We start from the raw sequence: 18,043 nt of genomic DNA on the forward strand, positions 1-18,043 counted from the left end.
ACCATGCCCCCGTCCGAGGTCACTCCCCGCGCCCCCTCCCGGATCGCCCTCGTGTCCTTTCCCGGGGTCCGGGCGTTCGACGTCTCCGTCATCACGGAGGTGTGGGGCGTGGACCGTACGGACCGCGGCGTCCCGTCCTTCGTCCTGCGCCGCACCGCGTCCAGCGCTGCCGCCATCCCGTTGCGCGGGGGCCTCTCCCTGACCCCCGACCGCACGTTGAGCTGGCTGGCCCGGGCGGATCTGATCGTCGTCCCGGGGCTCGACGACCACGTGACACCGGCACCCGAACCGGTCCTCGAGGCCCTGCGCCGCGCCCATGCCCGCGCCACGCCGATCGCGGCGCTCTGCGGAGGCGCCTTCACCCTGGCTCAGGCGGGCCTCCTGGACGGCCGTCGAGCTGTCACCCACTGGAACCTCACGGACCTCCTGCGCACCCACCACCCCGCAGTGACCGTGGTGCCGGACGCGCTGTTCGTCCATGACGACAACCTGTGGACGTCCGCCGGCACAGCGGCCGGGATCGACCTCTGCCTCCATCTCGTACGGACGGTCCATGGAGCAGAGGCCGCGGCGACGATCGCGCGCTCGATGGTCACGGCCCCGTTCCGTACCGGCACACAGGCTCAGTTCATCGAGCACCCCACGCCGCACACCGACCGCGACGCGGACTCGCTCGCCGCCGTGCGCACCTTCGCCCTGACCCGTCTGGCGGATCCGCACACGGTGGCCGATCTGGCCGCGCGGGCCGGCATGTCTCCACGCTCCTTCGCCCGTCACTTCCAGGCGAGCACCGGCACCACGCCGCTGCGCTGGCTGATCGCCCAACGCATCGCCGCAGCTCAGAAGCTGCTGGAGCGCACCGATCTCCCCTTGCCGGAGGTTGCCCGCCGCACCGGGTTCGGCAGTGAGATCACCATGCGCCAGCACTTCGCCACCCACCTGGGCACCAGCCCCCGCGACTACCGACTCGCCTTCCACCGCGCCCCGGCGAGGACCGGGGTTGACACACCCCCTCCGCATCCGTAGTGTGCTCCGAGTTGTCCGACGTGAGCGCCGACCCCGGTCGGTCCCCGGACAGCCATTCCGCAACAACCACAACGAGCAAGCGACGTCTGTCGTCTGCCTCTGCGTGCGCTTGGGCGAAATGAGGAATCCGTGTTCGAAGGAACGCGACCCCGATTAGCGTCGGGGCCCTGGATTCCGCTAACGTCTCACTCGTCGGAACGGCCCAACAGCCGGGAGGACAAGCCCCGCTGACTGGGAATCAGGCCCGAAAGGATCTGATAGAGTCGGACTCGCCGGAAAGGGAAAGCGCGAAAGCGAAGAACTGGAAAGCGAAAATGCGAAACCCGCTTCGACCGGGAATCGGACACGAAAGAGTCTGATAAAGTCGGAAACGCAAGACCGAAGGGAAGCGCCCAGAGGAAAGCCCCAGAAAATGTTCTGAGGGTGAGTACAAAGGAAGCGTCCGTTCCTTGAGAACTCAACAGCGTGCCAAAAGTCAACGCCAGATATGTTGATACCCCGACCTGCTTCGGCAGGTTCGAGGTTCCTTTGAAAAGTCCTAGCAGGTCTCTGGCCTGGTAGGCAATGCACACAGCGAGGACATAGTGGATGACCGGTCATATTCCGACCTGGTTGTCCCGCTCTCGTGGTGTCTACCCGATTACGGGAAAACATTCACGGAGAGTTTGATCCTGGCTCAGGACGAACGCTGGCGGCGTGCTTAACACATGCAAGTCGAACGATGAAGCCTTTCGGGGTGGATTAGTGGCGAACGGGTGAGTAACACGTGGGCAATCTGCCCTTCACTCTGGGACAAGCCCTGGAAACGGGGTCTAATACCGGATAACACTTTCCCTCTCATGGGGGAAGGTTAAAAGCTCCGGCGGTGAAGGATGAGCCCGCGGCCTATCAGCTAGTTGGTGGGGTAATGGCCTACCAAGGCGACGACGGGTAGCCGGCCTGAGAGGGCGACCGGCCACACTGGGACTGAGACACGGCCCAGACTCCTACGGGAGGCAGCAGTGGGGAATATTGCACAATGGGCGAAAGCCTGATGCAGCGACGCCGCGTGAGGGATGACGGCCTTCGGGTTGTAAACCTCTTTCAGCAGGGAAGAAGCGAAAGTGACGGTACCTGCAGAAGAAGCGCCGGCTAACTACGTGCCAGCAGCCGCGGTAATACGTAGGGCGCAAGCGTTGTCCGGAATTATTGGGCGTAAAGAGCTCGTAGGCGGCTTGTTGCGTCGGTTGTGAAAGCCCGGGGCTTAACCCCGGGTCTGCAGTCGATACGGGCAGGCTAGAGTGTGGTAGGGGAGATCGGAATTCCTGGTGTAGCGGTGAAATGCGCAGATATCAGGAGGAACACCGGTGGCGAAGGCGGATCTCTGGGCCATTACTGACGCTGAGGAGCGAAAGCGTGGGGAGCGAACAGGATTAGATACCCTGGTAGTCCACGCCGTAAACGTTGGGAACTAGGTGTTGGCGACATTCCACGTCGTCGGTGCCGCAGCTAACGCATTAAGTTCCCCGCCTGGGGAGTACGGCCGCAAGGCTAAAACTCAAAGGAATTGACGGGGGCCCGCACAAGCAGCGGAGCATGTGGCTTAATTCGACGCAACGCGAAGAACCTTACCAAGGCTTGACATATACCGGAAAGCATCAGAGATGGTGCCCCCCTTGTGGTCGGTATACAGGTGGTGCATGGCTGTCGTCAGCTCGTGTCGTGAGATGTTGGGTTAAGTCCCGCAACGAGCGCAACCCTTGTTCTGTGTTGCCAGCATGCCCTTCGGGGTGATGGGGACTCACAGGAGACTGCCGGGGTCAACTCGGAGGAAGGTGGGGACGACGTCAAGTCATCATGCCCCTTATGTCTTGGGCTGCACACGTGCTACAATGGCCGGTACAATGAGCTGCGATGCCGCGAGGCGGAGCGAATCTCAAAAAGCCGGTCTCAGTTCGGATTGGGGTCTGCAACTCGACCCCATGAAGTCGGAGTTGCTAGTAATCGCAGATCAGCATTGCTGCGGTGAATACGTTCCCGGGCCTTGTACACACCGCCCGTCACGTCACGAAAGTCGGTAACACCCGAAGCCGGTGGCCCAACCCCTTGTGGGAGGGAGCTGTCGAAGGTGGGACTGGCGATTGGGACGAAGTCGTAACAAGGTAGCCGTACCGGAAGGTGCGGCTGGATCACCTCCTTTCTAAGGAGCACTTCTTACCGAGTCCGCTCGGTCAGAGGCCAGTACACCGGCGAATGTTCGGTGCTGGTTGCTCATGGGTGGAACGTTGACTATTCGGCACGGTTGGCTGGTTTTCGTAAGTACTGCTTCGGCGTGGAACGCGTAAACGAGTTGACTGTGTCGGGCACGCTGTTGGGTATCTGAAGGTACGGCCGTCATGGTCGTCCTTCGGTTGCCGGCCCCAGTGAACTCGCCTGTAAGGGTGGGGTGATGGGTGGCTGGTCGTTGTTTGAGAACTGCACAGTGGACGCGAGCATCTGTGGCCAAGTTTTTAAGGGCGCACGGTGGATGCCTTGGCACCAGGAACCGATGAAGGACGTGGGAGGCCACGATAGGCCCCGGGGAGCTGTCAACCAAGCTTTGATCCGGGGGTGTCCGAATGGGGAAACCCGGCAGTCGTCATGGGCTGTCACCCGCTGCTGAACACATAGGCAGTGTGGAGGGAACGAGGGGAAGTGAAACATCTCAGTACCCTCAGGAAGAGAAAACAACCGTGATTCCGGGAGTAGTGGCGAGCGAAACTGGATCAGGCCAAACCGTATGCGTGTGATACCCGGCAGGGGTTGCGCATGCGGGGTTGTGGGATCTCTTTTTCACGGTCTGCCGGCCGTGAGACGAGTCAGAAACCGTTGATGTAGGCGAAGGACATGCGAAAGGTCCGGCGTAGAGGGTAAGACCCCCGTAGCTGAAACATTAACGGCTCGTTTAAGAGACACCCAAGTAGCACGGGGCCCGAGAAATCCCGTGTGAATCTGGCGGGACCACCCGTTAAGCCTAAATATTCCCTGGTGACCGATAGCGGATAGTACCGTGAGGGAATGGTGAAAAGTACCGCGGGAGCGGAGTGAAATAGTACCTGAAACCGTGTGCCTACAAGCCGTGGGAGCGTCGCTGTGTGTGCTTGCACATGCAGTCGTGACTGCGTGCCTTTTGAAGAATGAGCCTGCGAGTTTGCGGTGTGTTGCGAGGTTAACCCGTGTGGGGAAGCCGTAGCGAAAGCGAGTCCGAATAGGGCGATTTAGTAGCGCGCTCAAGACCCGAAGCGGAGTGATCTAGCCATGGGCAGGTTGAAGCGGAGGTAAGACTTCGTGGAGGACCGAACCCACCAGGGTTGAAAACCTGGGGGATGACCTGTGGTTAGGGGTGAAAGGCCAATCAAACTCCGTGATAGCTGGTTCTCCCCGAAATGCATTTAGGTGCAGCGTCGTGTGTTTCTTGCCGGAGGTAGAGCACTGGATAGGCGATGGGCCCTACCGGGTTACTGACCTTAGCCAAACTCCGAATGCCGGTAAGTGAGAGCACGGCAGTGAGACTGTGGGGGATAAGCTCCATGGTCGAGAGGGAAACAGCCCAGAGCATCGACTAAGGCCCCTAAGCGTACGCTAAGTGGGAAAGGATGTGGAGTCGCAGAGACAACCAGGAGGTTGGCTTAGAAGCAGCCACCCTTGAAAGAGTGCGTAATAGCTCACTGGTCAAGTGATTCCGCGCCGACAATGTAGCGGGGCTCAAGCGTACCGCCGAAGTCGTGTCATTCACACATATAGGGCCAACGCCTGTGTGGATGGGTAGGGGAGCGTCGTGTGCCGGGTGAAGCAGCCGCGGAAGCGAGTTGTGGACGGTTCACGAGTGAGAATGCAGGCATGAGTAGCGATACACACGTGAGAAACGTGTGCGCCGATTGACTAAGGGTTCCTGGGTCAAGCTGATCTGCCCAGGGTAAGTCGGGACCTAAGGCGAGGCCGACAGGCGTAGTCGATGGACAACCGGTTGATATTCCGGTACCCGCTTTGAAACGCCCAATACTGAATCAGGCGATGCTAAGTCCGTGAAGCCGGCCCGATCTCTTCGGAGTTGAGGGTAGTGGTGGAGCCGACGAACCAGACTTGTACTAGGTAAGCGATGGGGTGACGCAGGAAGGTAGTCCAGCCCGGGCGGTGGTAGTCCCGGGGTAAGGGTGTAGGCCGTGTGGTAGGTAAATCCGTCACACATTAAGGCTGAGACCTGATGCCGAGCCGATTGTGGTGAAGTGGATGATCCTATGCTGTCGAGAAAAGCCTCTAGCGAGTTTCATGGCGGCCCGTACCCTAAACCGACTCAGGTGGTCAGGTAGAGAATACCGAGGCGTTCGGGTGAACTATGGTTAAGGAACTCGGCAAAATGCCCCCGTAACTTCGGGAGAAGGGGGGCCATCACTGGTGAGGGAACTTGCTTCCTGAGCTGGGGGTGGCCGCAGAGACCAGCGAGAAGCGACTGTTTACTAAAAACACAGGTCCGTGCGAAGCCGTAAGGCGATGTATACGGACTGACGCCTGCCCGGTGCTGGAACGTTAAGGGGACCGGTTAGCTGACTTTCGGGTCGGCGAAGCTGAGAACTTAAGCGCCAGTAAACGGCGGTGGTAACTATAACCATCCTAAGGTAGCGAAATTCCTTGTCGGGTAAGTTCCGACCTGCACGAATGGCGTAACGACTTCTCGACTGTCTCAACCATAGGCCCGGTGAAATTGCACTACGAGTAAAGATGCTCGTTTCGCGCAGCAGGACGGAAAGACCCCGGGACCTTTACTATAGTTTGATATTGGTGTTCGGTTCGGCTTGTGTAGGATAGGTGGGAGACTTTGAAGCGGCCACGCCAGTGGTTGTGGAGTCGTCGTTGAAATACCACTCTGGTCGTGCTGGATGTCTAACCTGGGTCCGTGATCCGGATCAGGGACAGTGTCTGATGGGTAGTTTAACTGGGGCGGTTGCCTCCTAAAGAGTAACGGAGGCGCCCAAAGGTTCCCTCAGCCTGGTTGGCAATCAGGTGTTGAGTGTAAGTGCACAAGGGAGCTTGACTGTGAGACCGACGGGTCGAGCAGGGACGAAAGTCGGGACTAGTGATCCGGCAGTGGCTTGTGGAAGCGCTGTCGCTCAACGGATAAAAGGTACCCCGGGGATAACAGGCTGATCTTCCCCAAGAGTCCATATCGACGGGATGGTTTGGCACCTCGATGTCGGCTCGTCGCATCCTGGGGCTGGAGTCGGTCCCAAGGGTTGGGCTGTTCGCCCATTAAAGCGGTACGCGAGCTGGGTTTAGAACGTCGTGAGACAGTTCGGTCCCTATCCGCTGTGCGCGTAGGAATATTGAGAAGGGCTGTCCCTAGTACGAGAGGACCGGGACGGACGAACCTCTGGTGTGCCAGTTGTCCTGCCAAGGGCATGGCTGGTTGGCTACGTTCGGAAAGGATAACCGCTGAAAGCATCTAAGCGGGAAGCCTGCTTCGAGATGAGTATTCCCACCCTCTTGAAGGGTTAAGGCTCCCAGTAGACGACTGGGTTGATAGGCCAGATGTGGAAGCCCGGTAACGGGTGGAGCTGACTGGTACTAATAGGCCGAGGGCTTGTCCTCAGTTGCTCGCGTCCACTGTGTTAGTTCTGAAATAACGAACGGCCGTGTTTTGTTCCGGTGTTGGTTAATTTCATAGTGTTTCGGTGGTCATTGCGTTAGGGAAACGCCCGGTTACATTCCGAACCCGGAAGCTAAGCCTTTCAGCGCCGATGGTACTGCAGGGGGGACCCTGTGGGAGAGTAGGACGCCGCCGAACTCCTTTTGATAGTTAAGCCCCGTGCCCTTGTGGCACGGGGCTTTTCTGCGTTCCGACCGTTTAAAGTCATGGCATGCGCTACGAACTGGTCATCTTCGACAACGACGGTGTGCTCGTGGACAGCGAGCCGATCGCCAACACCATCCTGGCCGGCTACCTCACCGAGCTCGGACACCCCACCTCGTACGAGGAATCCCTTCGCGACTACATGGGATCAGCCGTGCACCGGGTGCACGACCTCGTCGAGGAGCGCGGCGGGGAGAAGCTTCCGGCCGACTTCGACGACACGCTCCACTCCCGCATCTTCGCCGCGTTCCAGCGCGAGCTGGAACCCGTCCCCGGCGTGGAGGATGTGCTGGGGGGACTCGTCGCCGACGGGATCCCCTACTGCGTCGCCTCGTCCAGCAGCCACGAACGGATCCGGGTCAGTCACCGCAAGACCGGGCTCGACCAGTGGTTCGAGGAGGAGTGGATCTTCTCGGCGGAGGATGTGGGCCGCGGGAAGCCGGCGCCCGACCTGTTCCTCCTTGCCGCCGAGAGGATGGGGGTGGCCCCCGAACGGTGCGTCGTCGTCGAGGACAGTCCGCTCGGGGTCGAGGCAGCCAGGGCCGCGGGCATGGACGTGTACGGCTTCACGTCGATGATGCCCGCAGACCGGCTGGCCGGGGTGAGCGGCCATTTCTCCGACATGGGACAACTGCGGGAATTGCTTGCCTGACGTCTCTACCCATGGGTAGAGACTGGCCCTACGCTCGCGCACATGACAGATGCACGTTTGCGGCACGGCAGAGCCTCCCTTGCGTTGAGCTTCTTCGTGCAGGGCGTCACCTTCGCTCTCCTCGTCACCCGGATCCCCGCGATCCAGGACCGGTACGGGATATCCGACGGCCTGCTGCCCGTGTTCCTCGCAGCCGTGCCGATCCTGGCCGGTGTGGGCAGCGTGGTCACCGAGAAGGTGGTCGCGCGGGTACGGCCGAGGGTGGTTCTGCGCTGGGCCCAGCCGCTCGTGCTGCTGGCGCTGCTCGGGGTCGGGGCCGGGAGCGAAGTGTGGGAAGCGGCCCTGGCGCTCGGTGTGTTCGGGCTGGCCGTCGGTGCCCTGGACGCCTCCATGAACATGATGGGCGTCAGCCTCCAGCGGGCGTACGGGCGCTCCATCATGCTCGGCTTCCACGCCGCGTTCAGCCTGGGCGGGATCGCCGGGGCGTCCATGGCGTGGGCCGGGGCTCACTGGGATCTGTCGCTGCTGGTCTCGTACCTTCCGGCGGTGGTGGTGCTGCTGCCCGTCGCCTTCATCGGGAGCCGGTGGTACGTCGAGGGGAAGCAGGAGGAGGAACTCCAAGGTGAGGCGAGGGGTAAGGCCGGGTCGGTCTCCTTCAAGCTGCTGATGCCGCTGTGCCTGGTGATGTGCTTCGCGTACATCGGGGATTCGACCGTCTCCAACTGGAGTGCGAAGTATCTGCAGGACGTGCTGGGGAGCTCGGAGCAGCTTTCGACCGTGCCGTACAACGTCTACATGGTGACGACGTTGCTGGGGCGGGCCGTCGGCGACTTCGGGGTGCGGCGGTTCGGTGCCGTGGCCGTAGTGCGGTCGGGGAGTGTCCTGGCCGCGGCCGGGTTCGGGGTGGTGGCCCTGGCCGGTGGCGCATGGGTGGGGATGCTCGGGTTCACCATGCTCGGCCTCGGGCTCTGTGTGGTCGTGCCGCAGACGTTCGCGGCCGCGGGGCGGATGTTCCCCGGGGCGAGCGACTCCGCCATCGCCCGGCTGAACATCTTCAACTACGTGGGATTCCTCGTGGGATCGCCCCTGGTGGGGGCGCTCGGGGACGCGTGGAGCTACCGGGGTGCGATGCTCGTACCGATGGTGCTGGTGCTCGCGACGCTGGTGTATGCCAAGTCGTTCGGCGCGGAGCCTGCCCGATACGGTGGCGGGCATGAGCGGCCGCGCACAGTTGATGTGGGATGACGCAGTAACGGGATACGACTTCGGGGACAGTCATCCCATGGACCCGGTCAGGCTCGCCCTGACCATGGGCCTGGTGCGGGCGTTCGGTCTCGACCGGGCGGTGGACGTGGTGGCGGCCAAGGCGGCCGGGGACTCGACGCTGCGGCTCGTGCACCGGCCGGACTACGTGGCGGCCGTACGGGCGGCCTCGGCCGATCCGCGGGCCGCGGACCAGAGCTACGGGATCGGGACGACGGACGATCCGGCGTTCGCCGGGATGCACGAGGTGTCGGCGCTGATCGCCGGGCAGTCGGTGGCCGCCGCCGAGGCCGTGTGGCGGGGTGAGACCGGACACGCCGTGAACTTCACCGGGGGGCTCCATCACGCCATGCCGGGCGCGGCTGCGGGTTTCTGCATCTACAACGATCCGGCGCTGGCGATCGCGCGACTGCTGGAGCTGGGGGCGGAGCGGGTCGCGTACGTCGATGTGGACGTGCACCACGGGGACGGCGTACAGACGGCGTTCTGGGAGGACCCGCGCGTGCTGACGGTCTCGCTGCACGAGCACCCGCGCACGCTCTTCCCGCAGACGGGGTGGCCGGAGGAGACCGGTGCAGGGGCGGGTGAGGGTGGTGCGGTCAATGTGGCGCTGCCGGCCGGTACGGGGGACGCGGGGTGGCTGCGGGCGTTCCACTCGGTGGTGCCGGAGCTGCTGGCGGACTTCCGGCCGCAGGTGCTGGTGACGCAGCACGGGGCCGATACGCACTTCGAGGACCCGCTGGCTCATCTCGCGGTGTCCCTGGACGCACAGCGGGCCGTGATGGCGGCCTGTCACGACTTGGCGCACGAGTACGCGCAGGGGCGCTGGGTGGCCCTCGGCGGGGGCGGTTACGCGGTGGTGGACGTGGTGCCGCGTTCCTGGACGCATCTGGTGGGGATCGCCGCGCACGCGCCGGTGGACCCGGAGTCGGTGATCCCGTCGTCGTGGCGGGACGAGGTCTACGCCCGGACCCGGCAGCTCGGGCCGGCCCGCATGACGGACGGGCGCACTCCGTCGTGGAAGGCGTGGGAGGACGGTTACGACCCTGCGGACCGGCTGGACCAGGCCGTGCTGGCGACCAGGCGTGCGGCGTTTCCGTTGCGGGGGCTGCTGACCTGACGCCTGGTCGGGGGGCGGGTGGGGCTGCGGATTACGCCAACTGTGGGGCGTAATCCGGGTTTTGGCTCCTGAGCGCCATGGGTGGGGCAGCATCGGCCGGGTGTTGAGCACCGGAGCGCTGCGTGCGCATCTGCTGGCGGCCCGGCTGGCCGGGCCCGTGGCCACCTCGCGGGAAGTGAGCCTGCGAAGCTATCGGCTGTTCGCGGCCCGGGATCCGCGGGTGACGCTCGGACTCGATCCCGGACGGGTGTGGGGGGAACGGGACCTGCTGCGGCTCATGGCCGACAAGTGCGGGGTCTCGGACGATCCCGCGCATGTCTCGGGTCCCGATGTGATCGATCCCGAGCGGACGGTGGCGGGGCTGGAGGCCTTTGCGGAGCGGTTGTCGGATGCCGCGGTGCGGCGGGCGCCGGTGCTGTTCGGGACGGGCCATCCGCACCGTCTGCTCGGCTTCTACGCGGCACTGGCAGACGCGTTGTCGGCGGTGGGGTGCACCGTACTCACCCCCGCGCAGGGGCGACGTATCGACATAACGACCCGGTTCGGCGTACGCACGTACCACCTCGACTACGTACGGGGAGTTGCGCTGGTGCGCGAACCCGGCGTGCGGGCGCCCGGCGGTGGCACCGGCGCACACACCCACTCGCCGCTGCCGCTGAGGGTGGCCCTGGAGGCTGCCGCGGATGCCCGGGGGCCGCTGCCGGAACTCGTCGTGGGGGACCACGGCTGGGTCTGCGGGGCAGGTCAGCTGGGCATCGAGGCGATCGGCCTGGCCGACACGGACGACCCGGCGCTGTTCGTCGGGGAGGCGGAGGGCCGGGTGGCGGTCGCCGTTCCGCTCGACGACGCCGTGCGATCCGCGTACTACCTGCCGCTGACACGCTATGTACTCAATCGGGCGTGTCTGTCACAGTAGGCGGCCGATCGTCTCTCCTCTTCCCCACTCGCATCACCCGCCCCTAATCTGGGGAGTGAGCGCACAACGACGAAGAGTCACCGGAGGGGAAGCCGGTGCGCGTCTCGTGCGGAAGGTACAGGTGGGTCATGGCTGCTGACAGCGAGAGGCCTCTGAACGAGGTCAAGTTTCTGACCGTGGCGGAAGTCGCCTCGGTCATGCGAGTGTCGAAGATGACCGTGTACCGCTTGGTGCACAGTGGTCATCTGCCGGCGATCCGGGTGGGCAGGTCCTTCCGGGTGCCGGAGCAAGCGGTTCACGAGTATCTCCGCGAGTCCTTCGTGGGGGTGGGGACGGCCTGACATTCCCCTCGGATTACGTACCTCACGCGGTGGCGGGTAGGCTAGGCCGACGTAGGTCGTGTGGGCCCAGACGCCCCGCACCAGTGAAGAAGAAGTGAGCGAGGGTAGTCGTGGGCTCTGTTATCAAGAAGCGGCGTAAGCGGATGGCCAAGAAGAAGCACCGCAAGCTGCTCAAGCGCACGCGCGTTCAGCGTCGCAACAAGAAGTAAGCGAACGCAGTTCGTGAAATCCGCAGCCCTTTCGCCGATGAGGCGGGAGGGCTGCGGTGCTGTGCGGGCCCGGTACGCGGCGGTATGGGCGGCGGGTGCACACATTCGGGCCAAGACGCGGGAGAAGGCCGCCGCGCAGGCGCCACAGGGCAACATCCACCCGCTACGGTGACGACCGGGGGAGTGCCCTTTCGCGGGTGCCCCTTCCACTCACCTCACGGGAGACCGACGGAAGGCGCTGATCTTGGGGAAGGTCGTGCTCGTCACGGGAGCGGCCCGGCAGCTGGGCGGGCGCTTCGTGCGGCGCATCCAGCGCGATCCCGGCGTGGACCGGGTGATCGCGGTCGACGCGGTCGCGCCCGGGCACCAGTTGGGCGACGCGGTCTTCGTCCGCGCGGACATCCGCCAGCCCGCCATCGCCAGAGTGCTGGCCGAGCACGCGGTCGACACGGTCGTGCACCTGGACGTCAGCGGCAAGGCGCTCGGCGCGCAGGGGCGTACCACCGTCAAGGAGACCAACGTCATCGGCACCATGCAGTTGCTGGGTGCCTGCCAGAAGTCTCCGTCCGTCCGGCGGATGGTGGTGAAGTCCAGTACGAGTGTGTACGGCTCCGCCCCCCGTGACCCGGCGGTGTTCCACGAGACGACCCCGGCCAAGTCGCTCCCCAGCGGGGGTTTCGCGAAGGACGCGGTGGAGGTCGAGGGGTACGTGCGGGGATTCGCGCGCCGCAGGCCGGACGTGGCGGTGTGTGTGCTGAGGTTCGCGAACATCCTGGGCCCCGACCCGGACTCGCCGCTCGCCGACTATCTGTCGCTGCCGGTGCTGCCGACGGTGTTCGGGTACGACCCGAGGCTCCAGTTCGTCCACGAGGACGACGTCATCGACGTCCTCGGCATCGCCTCGGGCGAGCCGCGGCGCGGGACGCTGAACAGCGGCACGTTCAACATCGCGGGGGACGGGGTGCTGCTGCTCTCGCAGTGCTCGCGGCGGCTGGGGCGGCCGACGATGCCGCTGCTGCTGCCCGCGGTCAGATGGGTCGGGCAGGCGCTGCGTACCGTCGGCATGACGGACTTCTCGCCGGAACAGATCCGGCTGCTGACCCATGGCAGGGTGGTCTCCACGGTCCAGATGCGCGAGACCCTGGGCTTCTGGCCGCGGTTCTCCACGGCGGAGACCTTCGCCGAGTTCGCGCGCAGCCGTGGGCCGGGGCTGCTGCCGCCCGCGGCGGTGGGCCGGGCCGTCGACAGGCTGGCCGCGCTGCCGTTCGCCGGGGGCACCGGGGCCGACGGCGACACACACCCGACTCCGAGCGCCAGGTAGAGGAGCGCACCGACGATGACGGATGCCAAGGTCATTCCGTTCGACGACGACCGTTCGCGGTCGGGGGGCGTGCCGCGCGCCGCGCGCCGGCGGCCCTCGGGACGGGGCACAGGGTCCGTGAGCGCCCTGCCCGGGCAGCCGCCGGCCGCGCAGCCCCCGGAGGGGCTGGAGGAAGCTGTGGCGGCTCCTGAGGGTGCGGGAGGCGGCGGCTGGGACCGGCGCGTCGCGAGCGGGCTCGCGTTCCTGCGGCGGCGGGTGACGGGCGAGTACGAGGTCGACGAGTTCGGTTACGACGAGGAGCTCACCGACCAGGTCCTGATGTCGATGCTGCGGCCGGTGTACGAGAAGTACTTCCGGGTCGAGGTGAAGGGCATCGAGAACATCCCGTCGGACGGCGGGGCGCTCATCGTGTCCAACCACTCGGGGACGCTGCCGCTGGACGGGCTGATGCTTCAGGTCGCGGTGCACGACAACCACCCGGCGGGGCGCCATCTGCGGCTGCTCGCCGCGGACCTGGTCTTCATGCTGCCGGTGGTGAACGAGTTGGCCCGTAAGGCCGGGCACACGCTGGCCTGTGCGGAGGACGCGGAGCGGCTGCTGCGGCAGGGCGAGGTGGTCGGGGTGATGCCGGAGGGCTTCAAGGGCGTCGGCAAGCCGTTCGGCGAGCGGTACAAGCTGCAGCGCTTCGGGCGGGGCGGCTTCGTGTCGACGGCGTTGCGGGCCGGGGTGCCGATCGTGCCGTGTTCGATCGTGGGGGCGGAGGAGATCTATCCGATGATCGGCAACGCGAAGACGCTGGCGCGGCTGCTGGGTTTCCCGTACTTCCCGATCACGCCGACGTTTCCCTGGCTGGGGCCGTTGGGGGCGGTGCCGTTGCCGACGAAGTGGACGATCCAGTTCGGTGAGCCGATTCCCACGGACGGGTATCCGGTGGAGGCGGCGGAGGATCCGATGCTCATGTTCAACCTGACGGATCAGGTGCGGGAGCAGATTCAGCACACGCTGTACAAGTTGCTGGTGCAGCGGAGGTCGGTGTTCTTCTGACGCCGGCCGCGGGCGCGCCGGGGCCGACGAGTGGTGTCCTCGATCGCCGGACGGGCCGGAGGTGTCGGCCTCCGCCCGTCCGGTGGTCGCGTCAGTCCTTGTCGTCCTGGGCGTCGATCCCGAGGCCGCCGATCAGTCCGGGGATCAGTGGCGGCAGGGTGACGTCCGGGGACGGGGTGGTGCTCGGTGCGTCCTCGGTCGGCGTGTCGGCGTCCGGCGACGGCGGGTCGAAGATCCCGTCCGTGCCACCTCCGATCAGGCCGTCCGCCGGGGTGCTGACCGAGTCCGACGGCAGGGGCGAGGAGCTGGTGCCCGTACTGCTGTCGTGCGTGCCGGTGGGGGACGAGGGCGACGGGGTGTGCGAACGGCGGGACGGTGCCGAGCCGGCGCCGGTGCTACCGGATTCCTGGGGCCCGCTGCTCTTCTCCGGGGGGCTGGGGAGCAGTGACTGCAGCGGCGCGACCTCGTCGTCTATGGCGGTGAAGACCGAGCTCACCTGGTTGCCGACATCGGTCAGCTGTACGGGGAGTCGGTCGCGGAGGCTGCTCCAGCTGTCGCGGTGGGCGCGGGAGAAGGAGTCGAGGGTCTGGATCGGGCCGATCGCGCCGTCCCGTTCGTAGGCGGCGTGGAGGAGCCGGTGGCCCTCCGTGGCGTCGTGGGTCATGCCGTTGAGCGTGCGCCTGACCTCGCCGAGCTGCTCGTGGTCCAGGTCGCCGGAGCGGGCGCGCTCCATCAGCCTGCGGGCTTCGCTGAGCCGGGTCGAGGCCTGGTCCAGGTAGACCTCGCCGCGGTCCGTGTCGCCGTCTGCCAGGCCCAGGTGGATGTCCTCCATGCCGCGCTTCAGCCCGTAGAGGGAGTCACCCGGCAGGGCGTCGGAACTGGCAGCTGCCACCCCGCCGAAGGCCCCTGCGGCCACACCGACGGTGAGCCCGCCGGCTGCGAGGCCTTTCGTCCAGCGCGATCTGGGGCGCAGTTTGCGGAGTGGCGAGGCCCGGTGGGCCCCCTTGCCCCGTTGTTCGGGCACCGTAGGGTCCGCGGCTGCGCCGCCCTCGGCGAACATGGCTTCCATGGCGGCGACGAGCTGGGCTCGCTGCACCACTTTGACCTCGGGGTCCAACTCCGGCTTCGGTAGCTCACCGAGGCCGTTCGCCAGGGCCAACAGCGGTCCGGGGCCGGCCTGTTCGGCTGGTTCCTCGGGCTGTACGGCCGCCGCACCGCGGAGCGACTGCTCCTCCAGGGCCTGGGCGAAGGCGTTCGCCCGCCGGTGTGCCGAAACGTTTGCGATCACTGGCGGCACCTCCTCTCGTCATGACGGTCGACTCCCCTGTGGGTCCGGAAGGTTGCACACCTTGAGCGCATCCACACGAAAGAGTGAGTGTCTGCGGACATGGGGTGACGACAGGGAGCCTGCAACCGGCACAACGAGCGGCGCGGCACTTGGGTTACGCACGAAAGATGATCGGACCAGTGCGTGATGAACATATTGCAGGGAGTGAGGCCGATCGGCTCAGATGGAGTCAGCGGGCATCGTCCGGAAGGAGCCGGGCGAGGGTGCGGACGGCGCGGTACTGCAGGGTCTTGATCGCGCCCTCGTTCTTGCCCATCGCCCGGGCGGTCTCGGCGACCGAGAGGCCTTGCAGGAAGCGCAGGGTCACGCACTCCTGCTGCTGGGGGTTGAGTCGGCGCACGGCTTGCAGCAGTGCGGCATTGGAGAGGGACTCCAGGACGGAGTCCTCCGGGCTTCGCTCGACCTCGTTGGCGTCGAGCATCTCGCCGGTGGTCACTTCCAGTCGGAAACGACTGGATTTGAAGTGGTCGGCGACCAGGTTCCGGGCGATGGTGACCAGCCAGGCGCCGAAGTCCCGGCCCTGCCAGGTGAACGTGGAGATGCGCCGCAGGGCGCGCAGGAAGGTCTCACTCGTGAGGTCCTCCGCCGTCGCCTTGCCTCCCACGCGGTAGTAGATGTAGCGGTAGACGGTGTCGCTGTACTGGTCGTAGAGACGGCCGAAGGCGTCAGCCTCACCGGCCTGTGCGCGCTCGACGAGATCCATCATGCGCGCGCTGTCGCTGTCGGCGGTCGGCCGACGAACGGTGGACGTGGTCGTTGCGCCGCGGTTGCTGCGTCTTCCGACCGCCGCGCCGCGTTCGGCCAGGGCGTAGCAGGGGCCGGCAGGTGCAGGGGTGGCAAAGGCGGGGCCGGCGTACGCGGTGGGGACGAAGCCGCGCAAGCGGTCGGCGACCGTTGCGCGCAGCGTAGCCAGGCCCGAGGCGTCAACCCCGACGTGTGGGTACACGGGACTCCCAGAGGCAGAGCTTCCATCACGTGCAGTGCGAAACCGTCACTCGTCGTAGTGAGTGGTGGGTTCCGGAATGCGTCTGAGGAGAATAACGCTTCGTACAGGCGGCACTACACCCAGTTGCGCAAATCATCGATTACGTCGCTTCCGTAGCGACTACGCGACGTATCAAGTAGCACATCGTGACCGGTTGTTGATCGAATCGCTTCGAGATCTGTCTGGGGTCGCGACAGGATGTGGTCGGGTCCGGGTAATCCGACTGGCCGGAGCGGTCAGTGGGTATGGGGTCCCGATTGGTGGCACGGGGCCGGGCGTGGCTCGGCGGGCCGGGCATCGGCCCGGCCCCTGCGGAGCGGGCTTCCGGTCAGCGGCGGCGGCGGTGCAGGGCGACGGCCGCCGCGGTGCCGCCGGCGAGGGCGCCGACGCCGGCCGCGGCCGGGATGCCGACCTTGGCGGCCTTGCGGCCGGTCCGGTAGTCGCGCAGTCGCCAGTCCAGGGCGCGCGCGTGCTTGCGGAGCTTGGTGTCCGGGTTGATCGCGTACGGGTGGCCCACCAGGGACAGCATCGGGATGTCGTTGTGCGAGTCGCTGTACGCCGCGCAGCGGGCCAGGTCCAGGCCCTCCGCCGCGGCGAGGGCGCGTACCGCCTCCGCCTTCGCGGGGCCGTGCAGCGGTTCGCCGACCAGGCGCCCGGTGTAGACGCCGTCGACCGATTCGGCGACGGTGCCCAGCGCTCCCGTCAGGCCGAGGCGGCGGGCGATGATCGTGGCGGTCTCGACGGGGGCGGCGGTGACGAGCCAGACCTTCTGGCCGGCGTCGAGGTGCGCCTGGGCGAGCGCGCGGGTGCCGGGCCAGATGCGGTCGGCCATGTACTCGTCGTAGATCTCCTCGCCGATCGACATCAGCTCGGAGACCCGGTGCCCCTTGACGATGGACAGGGCGCTGTCGCGGGCGTCCTGCATGTGTTCGGGGTCCTCGACGCCGGCCAGCCTGAACCAGGCCTGCTGCCAGGCGAAGCGGGTGAGTTCGCGACGCTCGAAGAACTTCCGCTTGTACAGCCCGCGGCCGAAGTGGAAGATCGCGGCGCCCTGCATGACGGTGTTGTCGAGGTCGAAGAAGGCGGCGGCCCGGTCGTCGCCGACGACGGGGAAGACGGGTTCCCCGTCCTGCGGGCCGGACTGCGTGCCGGAGGCTGCGCTGTCCTCGGTGCCGGCGGGCTGCTCGGCGGCGAGCGAGGACTTCCGTGCTGCCTCCGCCGCTGCTTCGCCTGCCAGCACGCTCCGTGCTGTCGCGGAACGCCTACGCGGTGTGAGCCATCCAAGAGCGGCCATGCCGTGAGCATAGCCAGTCGCCCCGCCCCTTCCCGACCTGCCGGGATGCGGTGGCGTGAACTCTCGGAGGCCGACGTGTTGCACGGGCGATTCGGGTCGTATCGGTTCAGGGGTGGATAGAGGCCTGGGGCGGCGCAGAATGAAAGGTATGAGTGCCCTGCTGCGTCGTACGAAGAAGAAGCCCGCCGACCGCGTGGTCACCCTGGTCGGGAAGCCGGGGTGTCACCTCTGCGACGACGCCAGGGCGGTGGTGCGGGAGGTCTGTGAGGAGACGGGCGCGTCGTGGGAGGAGAAGGACATCACCCAGGACGAGGAGCTCTACAAGGAGTACTGGGAACAGATCCCCGTGGTGCTCGTGGATAACGAACAGCACACGTTCTGGCGGGTGGACCCTGCGAGACTGCGCAGCACGCTGCTTTCCTGAGTGAAACCCGGTTACCATCGTGGGCGTTTTGAGTGGTCTCGGGGGCGTGGCTGTGAGGAGTGTGTTCCGCTTTGCCCCCTTCGGGCCTGCAACGGGCTGATGCGATCCGCAGTTCCTGGATCGCACGACGAATGCGCGTGACCCCGGTCACTTTGACCGGACAAAACGGACACTATCTTTGTGCACGCGTTCACAAAGACATAGCCTGCATTCGACGGGGCGGTCCTGGGACAT

Annotated in this window: 13 protein-coding genes and 3 rRNA genes; 13 read left to right on the plus strand and 3 right to left on the minus strand. The window is 65.7% G+C overall.

The window, feature by feature from the left end:
• Positions 1-3 precede the first annotated feature (3 nt).
• From OG538_RS20705 to OG538_RS20760, 12 genes are all read left to right on the plus strand, one after another.
• Positions 4-1,026, plus strand: coding sequence for a GlxA family transcriptional regulator (locus OG538_RS20705; protein ID WP_406095700.1), 1,023 nt, complete (start codon positions 4-6; stop codon positions 1,024-1,026).
• Between the two features lie 653 nt (positions 1,027-1,679).
• Positions 1,680-3,205 (plus strand): 16S ribosomal RNA (locus OG538_RS20710).
• Positions 3,206-3,505: 300 nt separating this feature from the next.
• Positions 3,506-6,630, plus strand: a 23S ribosomal RNA gene (locus OG538_RS20715).
• Between the two features lie 79 nt (positions 6,631-6,709).
• Positions 6,710-6,826: ribosomal RNA gene (gene rrf, locus OG538_RS20720) — 5S ribosomal RNA — on the plus strand.
• The 16S, 23S and 5S rRNA genes sit together here, the layout of an rRNA operon.
• 73 nt (positions 6,827-6,899) lie before the next feature.
• Positions 6,900-7,544, plus strand: a complete 645-nt coding sequence (locus tag OG538_RS20725) for an HAD family hydrolase (RefSeq protein WP_406095702.1) — start codon at positions 6,900-6,902, stop codon at positions 7,542-7,544.
• 42 nt (positions 7,545-7,586) lie between these two features.
• Positions 7,587-8,789 (plus strand): MFS transporter, encoded by a 1,203-nt coding sequence (locus tag OG538_RS20730; protein ID WP_406095703.1) that lies wholly within the window; start codon positions 7,587-7,589, stop codon positions 8,787-8,789.
• On the plus strand, positions 8,758-9,927 hold the full coding sequence (locus tag OG538_RS20735) for an acetoin utilization protein AcuC (protein WP_406095705.1): 1,170 nt from the start codon (positions 8,758-8,760) through the stop codon (positions 9,925-9,927). The genes OG538_RS20730 and OG538_RS20735 overlap by 32 nt, the downstream gene beginning before the upstream one ends.
• 100 nt (positions 9,928-10,027) lie before the next feature.
• Positions 10,028-10,843, plus strand: a complete 816-nt coding sequence (locus OG538_RS20740; RefSeq protein ID WP_406095707.1) for a phosphatase — start codon at positions 10,028-10,030, stop codon at positions 10,841-10,843.
• A 128-nt stretch (positions 10,844-10,971) separates the two neighbouring features.
• On the plus strand, positions 10,972-11,184 hold the full coding sequence (locus tag OG538_RS20745; protein WP_123460011.1) for a helix-turn-helix domain-containing protein: 213 nt from the start codon (positions 10,972-10,974) through the stop codon (positions 11,182-11,184).
• A gap of 110 nt (positions 11,185-11,294) precedes the next feature.
• Positions 11,295-11,393, plus strand: coding sequence for a 30S ribosomal protein bS22 (locus OG538_RS20750; RefSeq protein ID WP_003948845.1), 99 nt, complete (start codon positions 11,295-11,297; stop codon positions 11,391-11,393).
• A 244-nt stretch (positions 11,394-11,637) separates the two neighbouring features.
• The gene (locus OG538_RS20755; RefSeq protein ID WP_406095709.1) at positions 11,638-12,714 is read left to right on the plus strand and encodes an NAD-dependent epimerase/dehydratase family protein; all 1,077 of its coding nucleotides are present in this window, start codon (positions 11,638-11,640) and stop codon (positions 12,712-12,714) included.
• A 15-nt stretch (positions 12,715-12,729) separates the two neighbouring features.
• Positions 12,730-13,758 carry a lysophospholipid acyltransferase family protein gene (locus tag OG538_RS20760; RefSeq protein WP_406095711.1) on the plus strand — a complete coding sequence of 343 codons (1,029 nt, stop codon included), beginning with the start codon at positions 12,730-12,732 and terminating at the stop codon, positions 13,756-13,758.
• A 91-nt stretch (positions 13,759-13,849) separates the two neighbouring features.
• Here OG538_RS20760 and OG538_RS20765 read toward each other — a convergent pair whose 3' ends face one another.
• The 3 genes from OG538_RS20765 to OG538_RS20775 form a co-directional block, all read right to left on the minus strand.
• Positions 13,850-15,046 (minus strand): DUF5667 domain-containing protein, encoded by a 1,197-nt coding sequence (locus OG538_RS20765; RefSeq protein WP_406095713.1) that lies wholly within the window; start codon positions 15,044-15,046, stop codon positions 13,850-13,852.
• A gap of 229 nt (positions 15,047-15,275) precedes the next feature.
• Entirely contained in the window at positions 15,276-16,052 is a 777-nt protein-coding gene (locus OG538_RS20770; RefSeq protein ID WP_406095715.1) for an ECF subfamily RNA polymerase sigma factor, BldN family, read from the minus strand.
• A 367-nt stretch (positions 16,053-16,419) separates the two neighbouring features.
• The gene (locus OG538_RS20775) at positions 16,420-17,385 is read right to left on the minus strand and encodes an HAD family hydrolase (protein WP_406095717.1); all 966 of its coding nucleotides are present in this window, start codon (positions 17,383-17,385) and stop codon (positions 16,420-16,422) included.
• 148 nt (positions 17,386-17,533) lie between these two features.
• Here OG538_RS20775 and OG538_RS20780 point away from each other — a divergent pair, with 148 nt between their 5' ends.
• A complete protein-coding gene (locus OG538_RS20780) occupies positions 17,534-17,809 on the plus strand; it encodes a glutaredoxin family protein (protein WP_406095719.1) in 276 nt (91 codons plus the stop codon).
• Positions 17,810-18,043 lie beyond the last annotated feature (234 nt).

The sequence above is a fragment of the Streptomyces sp. NBC_01013 genome (assembly GCF_045162765.1).
Lineage (GTDB): Bacteria > Actinomycetota > Actinomycetes > Streptomycetales > Streptomycetaceae > Streptomyces.